General features: G+C 73.6%; 6 protein-coding genes. 2 read left to right on the forward strand and 4 right to left on the reverse strand.

Annotation, left to right across the window (positions count from 1 at the left end; translation table 11 throughout):
- Positions 1–13: 13 nt before the first annotated feature.
- Both ACVV2G_RS21160 and ACVV2G_RS21165 read right to left on the reverse strand, forming a co-directional pair.
- The gene (locus ACVV2G_RS21160; protein WP_453844312.1) at positions 14–1,126 is read right to left on the reverse strand and encodes a PP2C family protein-serine/threonine phosphatase; all 1,113 of its coding nucleotides are present in this window, start codon (positions 1,124–1,126) and stop codon (positions 14–16) included.
- Positions 1,127–1,352: 226 nt separating this feature from the next.
- On the reverse strand, positions 1,353–2,570 hold the full coding sequence (locus ACVV2G_RS21165) for an MFS transporter (RefSeq protein WP_453844313.1): 1,218 nt from the start codon (positions 2,568–2,570) through the stop codon (positions 1,353–1,355).
- Between the two features lie 239 nt (positions 2,571–2,809).
- Between ACVV2G_RS21165 and ACVV2G_RS21170 the strand changes: the two genes are divergently transcribed.
- Together ACVV2G_RS21170 and ACVV2G_RS21175 are read left to right on the forward strand one after the other, a co-directional pair.
- Positions 2,810–3,781, forward strand: a complete 972-nt coding sequence (locus ACVV2G_RS21170; RefSeq protein ID WP_453844314.1) for an ArsR/SmtB family transcription factor — start codon at positions 2,810–2,812, stop codon at positions 3,779–3,781.
- A gap of 191 nt (positions 3,782–3,972) precedes the next feature.
- Positions 3,973–4,494, forward strand: a complete 522-nt coding sequence (locus tag ACVV2G_RS21175) for a glutathione peroxidase (protein WP_453844315.1) — start codon at positions 3,973–3,975, stop codon at positions 4,492–4,494.
- Between the two features lie 272 nt (positions 4,495–4,766).
- Here ACVV2G_RS21175 and ACVV2G_RS21180 read toward each other — a convergent pair whose 3' ends face one another.
- Entirely contained in the window at positions 4,767–4,958 is a 192-nt protein-coding gene (locus tag ACVV2G_RS21180; RefSeq protein WP_453844316.1) for a DUF397 domain-containing protein, read from the reverse strand.
- 231 nt (positions 4,959–5,189) lie between these two features.
- Positions 5,190–6,047, reverse strand: a complete 858-nt coding sequence (locus ACVV2G_RS21185; protein WP_453844317.1) for a helix-turn-helix domain-containing protein — start codon at positions 6,045–6,047, stop codon at positions 5,190–5,192.
- Between the last annotated feature and the right edge of the window lie 165 nt (positions 6,048–6,212).

Consider the following 6,212-nt stretch of genomic DNA (forward strand, 5'->3'; position numbering starts at 1 on the left):
CGCGTCCGCCCGCTCACCCGGCCGGGGCGGCAGCGGCCGGGCCGGGCGCGGGCGGGCCGCCGCCGTCCCGGCCCTGGTAGCGCAGCAGCAGCATCGCCGCGTCGTCGTGGTGGGGTCCGGCCGCGTGCCGGACCAGGTCCTCGCGCAGGGCCTCCAGGGCGCGGTGGACGTCGGGGTCCCCGAGGAGGTGGGCGCGCTCGGCGAGCGGGTAGAAGCCGCCCTCCTCGTCCCGGGTCTCGGTGACGCCGTCGGTGTAGAGGAGCAGCTGGTCACCGGGGGTGAAGGGCACCGGGAAGGGCTCCGGGCCGAGGTCGCCGGGGGCGGACAGGCCCAGCGGGAGGGCGTAGGCGGGCGGCTCGGGGAAGTCGGCGGTGCCGTCGTGGTGGACGACCATCGGGGCCGGGTGGCCGTAGTTGAGGAGGAGCACCTGGTGGTCGTGGCCGATCTCGGCGAGGATCGCGGTCACGAACTTCTCGTCCTCCAGCTCCCGGGCGACGCTGCGTTCGAGCCGCCCGCCGAGCTGGACCAGGTCCTGCTCGTCGTACGCCGCCTCCCGGAAGGCACCGAGGACCCGTGCCGCCGTCTCCACCGCCCCCAGGCCCTTGCCCTGGACGTCGCCCACGATCACCCGGACGCCGTGCGGCGAGGCCACCACCTCGTACAGGTCGCCGCCGATCCGGGCCTCGGCGAGCGCCGAGGTGTACGAGACGGCCGCGTGCAGCGGGCCCGCGGTCAGCGGCACCGGGCGCAGCAGAACCCGCTGGGCCACCTCCGCGATCGACCGCACGCTGGCCAGTTCCGCCTCCCGGCGCGTGCGCATCACGGCCGCCGCGATGCCGACGCCGGTGACGCCGGCCACCGACACCAGGGCGGTGTAGCCGCGGGGCTGGTCGAAGAGCCCGTTGTACAGGCCGAGTCCCCAGCACAGCAGCAGCGCGGCCAGCCCGATCACCGCCGTGCGCCGCCAGCCGCCGACCAGCCCGGCGAAGGCCGGCCCCAGCGACACCAGCGGCAGCAGCCCCACGTCCGGCCCGGCCGTGAGGTCGACGACGGCGACCACGGCCATGGCCGCCACGGGCGTCCAGGCCAGTAGCGTGGTACTGGACGGCGGCTTCTCCACGGTCATGACTACTCCGGTGTCGCAGCGCTCAGGAGTCGCCCCGTCCCGTTCTCAGGCGTCCTCCCCCAGTCTCTTAGCCTATGCAAGGGTCTGATCGCGCGGGGGCCGCCGAGCGGACCTCGACGCGTTCGAGGCCGGGGAGGCCGGACGGGGGCACGCCGGTGGGCCCGGTTCACGCCGTCACCGCGTCCGGTTCACACCGTCGCCGTCCGGTTCACGCCGTTCCCGCCCGTCACGCCGTCGCCGGCGTCCGTCTCGGCAGCAGCCCGCCGTCCGCCCCCGCGTGCCGCCGGCTCGCCACCGTCAGGGTGAGCGTCACCGCGAGGGAGACGAGGGCCATCGCGGTCATCGCCGTCGCCGGGGAGCTGAACTGGGCCACGGTGCCCGCGAGGGTCGCGGCGACGCCCTGCAGGGTGAGCATCCCGGCGGAGTGCAGGCCGAGGGCGTGCCCGGTCAGCTCGTCCGGGGTGAGGGCGACCAGGCGCTCCTGCTGCACCAGGGTCGCGCCGAAGCCGACGGAGGCCAGGGCGACCAGTACGGCCGTCAGCGGCAGCGGCGGGCGCAGGAAGAGGACGAGGTACGGGGCGGCCAGCAGCACCAGCAGCGGGATGCCGAGGTACGGGCGCAGCCGGGCCGGCAGCAGGCGGCCGACGACCACGTCCCCGGCCAGCATGCCCAGCGCGGCGCAGGCGAACAGCGTGCCCGCGGCGCGGGGGTCGTAGGAGACGTACAGGGACTCGCAGCCGACGACGAGGCCGTTGGGGATCCACAGCGCCAGGTAGACGTGGCGGCGGGGTGCGGAGGACCACAACAGGGCGTTGGCCCGCCAGGTGGCGGCCACGGAGGGGCGGCCGGCGGCGCGCGGCGGACGGCGGGTCAGCAGGAGGGCGAGGCCGGCGGCCGCGCCGTACAGGCCGGCCGCGAGCAGCAGGCACGGGCGCGGGGACAGCAGGGTCACCAGGACGCCGCCGGCCGCGTAGCCGGCGATCTGCATGATGCCGCTCATCATGTTGAAGAGCGAACGCCCCGTCAGGTAGCCGTCCTTGGAGAGGATCTCGGTCAGCAGGCCCCAGCGCACCCCGCCGCCGAGCGAGGCAATCAGGCCCTCGGCGAGGACGATGGCGAACACCGCCCACAGGGGCAGGCCGGGCAGCGCGAGGACGGCGGTGGCGGCGGCGAAGGCGAGTGAGAGGCCGGCCAGCGTCGCGCGCGGCGCCAGACGGTCCGCGCCGGAGAGGAAGAGCGTGGCGCCCAGCACCTGGGCCAGCGACGGGCCGAACATGCTCACGGCGGACAGCAGCGGCGAGTCCGTCGCCCGGAACACCAGCGTGGCGAGCGCCAGGCCGCTCACCGTCTGGGCGGCGATGTTGGCGGAGGAGGAGAGGAAGAGAGGGGTGAACTCCGGGGTGCGGAACAGGTCCGCGTAGCTCCTGCGGCGGGTCTCTGGCATGCGGGGAGTCTGAGGCGGTCCGGCGCACGGCCGTTAATGTTTCGCGTGCCGGCGAAACAGCGGCCGAGGACGGGGCGGGCGGGAGACCGGGCGGGGGCGGGGACGGCGGCGGCGGGGACGGCGGCGGGGCGGGGTCGGCGGCGGCCAGGGGGCGGCTACGGCTCGGGGGCGGGACGGCCAGGGGCCGGGGCGGGGTCCCCGACAGGACGGCTACGGCGACGGTGACAGGGCGGGGGCGCATGGGCTGGTGGCAGATCAGCGCCGACACGCTCGCTCGCAGCCGGTTCGTGCTCTCGCCGCTCTCCGAGGCCTTCGCCTGCCTGAAACTGCTGTACGCCGGGAGGGCCGCGCACCCGGGTGAGCAGGCCTGGCTCGACACCCACCTGCCCGGATTCCGGCACCGGCTGACGAACGACCCGGTGACCGCGCTGCTCGTCCGCTCCGGGCTCGGACGGGAGTGGATCGCCGACTTCCTCACGCCCGCCCCGCGCGAGGGCGAGTCCTTCGAGGAGGGTGTCGCGCGGATCCGCGCGTTCCGCCCCGAGGAGGCGCGGGCCCATCTCCGTCGCTCCCTCACCGGACCGCTCCCCGCCGCCCTGGACCGTGACGACCTGCCCGAGCGGGCCGCCGCGCTGCTGGAGTACGTCTGGTCCGAGGCCGTACGGCCGGACTGGAGCCGGCGCCGTCGTGTCCTGGAGGCGGATGTCGCCGCACGGACGGCGCAGGTGAGCCGGGGCGGCTGGGCGACCGTGCTGGACACCCTGCGGCCCGGCACGCGCTGGCTCGGGGACAGCCGCCTCCAGATCAACGCGCACGCCAACCCGCCGCGCGAACTCTCCGGTGCCGAACTGGTCCTCGTGCCGATCACCGCGCAGCGGCACGGCTGGGTGTCCTGGGAGGAGCCCGAGCGGTACGCGGTGGTCTACCCGTGCGCCGGTGTCCTCGCCGACGACGGCGCACGGACCGTGCCGACGGCCCTGGGGGCGTTGCTCGGACCGGCCCGTGCGGGCGTACTGGTGCTGCTCGGCTCGCCCATGAGCACCAGCCAGCTCGTCGGTGTGACCGGGCAGGGCCTCGGTTCGGTGGGGCGGCATCTGCGGGTGCTGCTGGACGCGGGGCTGGTGGAGCGGCGGCGGGCGGGCCGGTCGGTGCTGTACGCACGGTCGGCGGCCGGGGACGTGCTCGTCGAGGCGGGCGGCGGTCACCGGTGAGGCGCTGGTCGAAACCGGTGGCGGCACCGCCGAGATACTGGTCGAGACCGGTGGCGGCACCCGTGAGTGCTCGTCGGGGCGGGCGCCGGCGGCCACGGAAGCTCCCGGCGACGCGGGTGGCAGCGGGCGGGGAAGCCGCCGTCGCGGCGGGCGCCGGCGGGCGGGGTGCGTCGCGGGGCTAGCATCCGTCCATGACGACCTCGCAGAACGCGCGCAACAACGACAGCCTCCCCCTCGACGTCGAGATCGGATCCCTGCAGGGCGGGTCCGCCGACCTCTCCCAGTACGCGGGCCGGGTCGTACTGGTGGTCAACGTGGCCTCCAAGTGCGGGCTCACCCCGCAGTACTCCGGCCTGGAGCGGCTGCACGAGCGGTACGCGGAGCAGGGCCTCACCGTCCTCGGCGTCCCGTGCAACCAGTTCATGGGACAGGAGCCGGGCAACGCCGACGAGATCGCCGAGTTCTGTTCGGCGACGTACGGCGTCACCTTCCCGATGACCGAGAAGGTCGAGGTCAACGGCGAGGGCCGGCATCCGCTGTACGACCGGCTGACCGGCTTCGCCGATGCCGAGGGGCACCGTGGTGACGTCCGCTGGAACTTCGAGAAGTTCCTGATCGGGCGGGACGGCGAGGTCGTCGCCCGTTTCTCGCCGCAGACCGAGCCGGAGGCGGCCGAGGTCGTGGCGGCGGTGGAGTCCCACCTCGCGGACTGACCGGGCGGACCGGGCGGACCGGGCGGACCGGGCGGACCGGACTGACCGGACTGACCGGGCTGACCGGGCTGACCGGGCTGACCGGGCTGACCGGGCGGGCCGGTTGGCCTTGCCCCCGCGGCAGGAGTGGAACGCCGGCTGCGGGCTGACGGTGGCGGAACCGTGCCGTGAGCCGACGCGGGGTCCGGAACTGAACAGAGCCCTCTCGGCAAGGTCGGCGGACTGGTCGAGAGGGCTCCGTCGGCGCCGCCGACGGGCGGCGCGTGGAGCCGTTACTCCTTGACCGAGGTCACGAAGGCGTTCCACGCGTCGGCGGGGAACGCCAGGACCGGACCCTCGACGACCTTCGAGTCGCGGACGGCGAGGGCCGCCGTGACCGGCGACTTGACCTCGACGCACGCGCCGTTTCCTCCGGAGTGGGAGGACTTGGTCCACGATTCCTGGGTGCCCTGAAGAATTGCCATGTCTGCTCCGATGGCGAGTTGCCGAGTTCTGTCGCCGCGCCGCGAACCCACTTGACCGCGCCGCGGTTTACACCAATGACGCTTGATCTTTGGCGTGATCGACGCTACTCGCTGACCCGCCCGCCCGGAGGCGTCGTTCACTCGACCGGATGGCATATTCCAGGTGAGTCTTCCAGTGGGGCGGGCCCGGGGTGTAACATCCCGCCCTCATCGGTCGGAGCCTCGCGACGCTCAGCGCGCGTACTCCTTCGCCACGTCCTCGACGCGCTGCCGCGACTGCTCCACGTTCAGTGCCTGCGCCCGCAGGTGCTCGTACATCACCGTGTACTTCTGCACGTCCTGCGCCTTCTCCAGGTAGAGGTCGCTGGTCACGCCCTCGATGTACACGACGCTGGAGTCGGCGGCGTCGGCGAACTCCAGGATGGAGTACTGGCCGTTGATGCCGGGGTGCGCCCCGACGTCGTACGGCAGCACCTGCACGGTGATGTGCGGGAGCTGCGACATCTCGGCGACGTGCTCCAGCTGCTCGCGCATCACCTGCCGGCTGCCCACCACCCGGCGCAGGCAGGCCTCGTCGAGGACCACCCACAGCCGCAGCGGGTTGTTCTCGGCGGAGATGCGCTCCTGCCGTCGTATGCGGACCTGGACCCGTTTCTCGATGTCGGCGACGGACGTCTCGGGCAGCGCGCCCTGGATGAGCGCCTCGGCGTACGGCCGGGTCTGCAGCAGGCCGGTGATGATCTGCGGTTCGTAGGTCCGCAGCGACTCCGCGTCGGTCTCCAGGCCGATGTAGACGCTGTACGGGATGTCACCGAAGGCGTGCCACCAGCCCTGCTGGCGCGAGTCCTTCGCCATCTGCATCAGCGAGTCGACGATCCGCTGGTCCTCGACCTCGTAGACCCCGCACAGGTCGCGGACGTCCCGCTGGCTGATGCTGCGCCGGCCGTTCTCCAGGCGGCTGATCTTCGACTGCGAGACCAGCAGTCGCTCCGCCACCTCCTCGGCCGTCATGCCCTTGAGCTCGCGGAGCCGACGCAGCTCCTGGCCCAGCCGGCGCCGCCTGACGGTGGGATTGACATTGGACGCCACGGGACGTGCACCTCCGGCTGCGTGACTCACATCTGCCACTTTGCGTATCTGCTGCTGAGCAGACTGCCACCAAGGTGCTTTCCACCGCTGGGAAACGGTCGATATGCGCCGCGTACACGCCAGTTCGGGGCACCACCCGCACACATGGCCGCGGGGGGGGGGGGG

This window comes from Streptomyces sp. JK94 (assembly GCF_053613315.1).

Excerpts from the sequence above, each read along its gene's own strand:
- ACVV2G_RS21160 (WP_453844312.1), bottom strand. The coding sequence starts at position 1,126 with ATGACCGTGGAGAAGCCGCCGTCCAGTACCACGCTACTGGCCTGGACG.
- ACVV2G_RS21165 (WP_453844313.1), bottom strand. The coding sequence starts at position 2,570 with ATGCCAGAGACCCGCCGCAGGAGCTACGCGGACCTGTTCCGCACCCCG.
- ACVV2G_RS21170 (WP_453844314.1), top strand. The coding sequence starts at position 2,810 with ATGGGCTGGTGGCAGATCAGCGCCGACACGCTCGCTCGCAGCCGGTTC.
- ACVV2G_RS21175 (WP_453844315.1), top strand. The coding sequence starts at position 3,973 with ATGACGACCTCGCAGAACGCGCGCAACAACGACAGCCTCCCCCTCGAC.
- ACVV2G_RS21180 (WP_453844316.1), bottom strand. The coding sequence starts at position 4,958 with ATGGCAATTCTTCAGGGCACCCAGGAATCGTGGACCAAGTCCTCCCAC.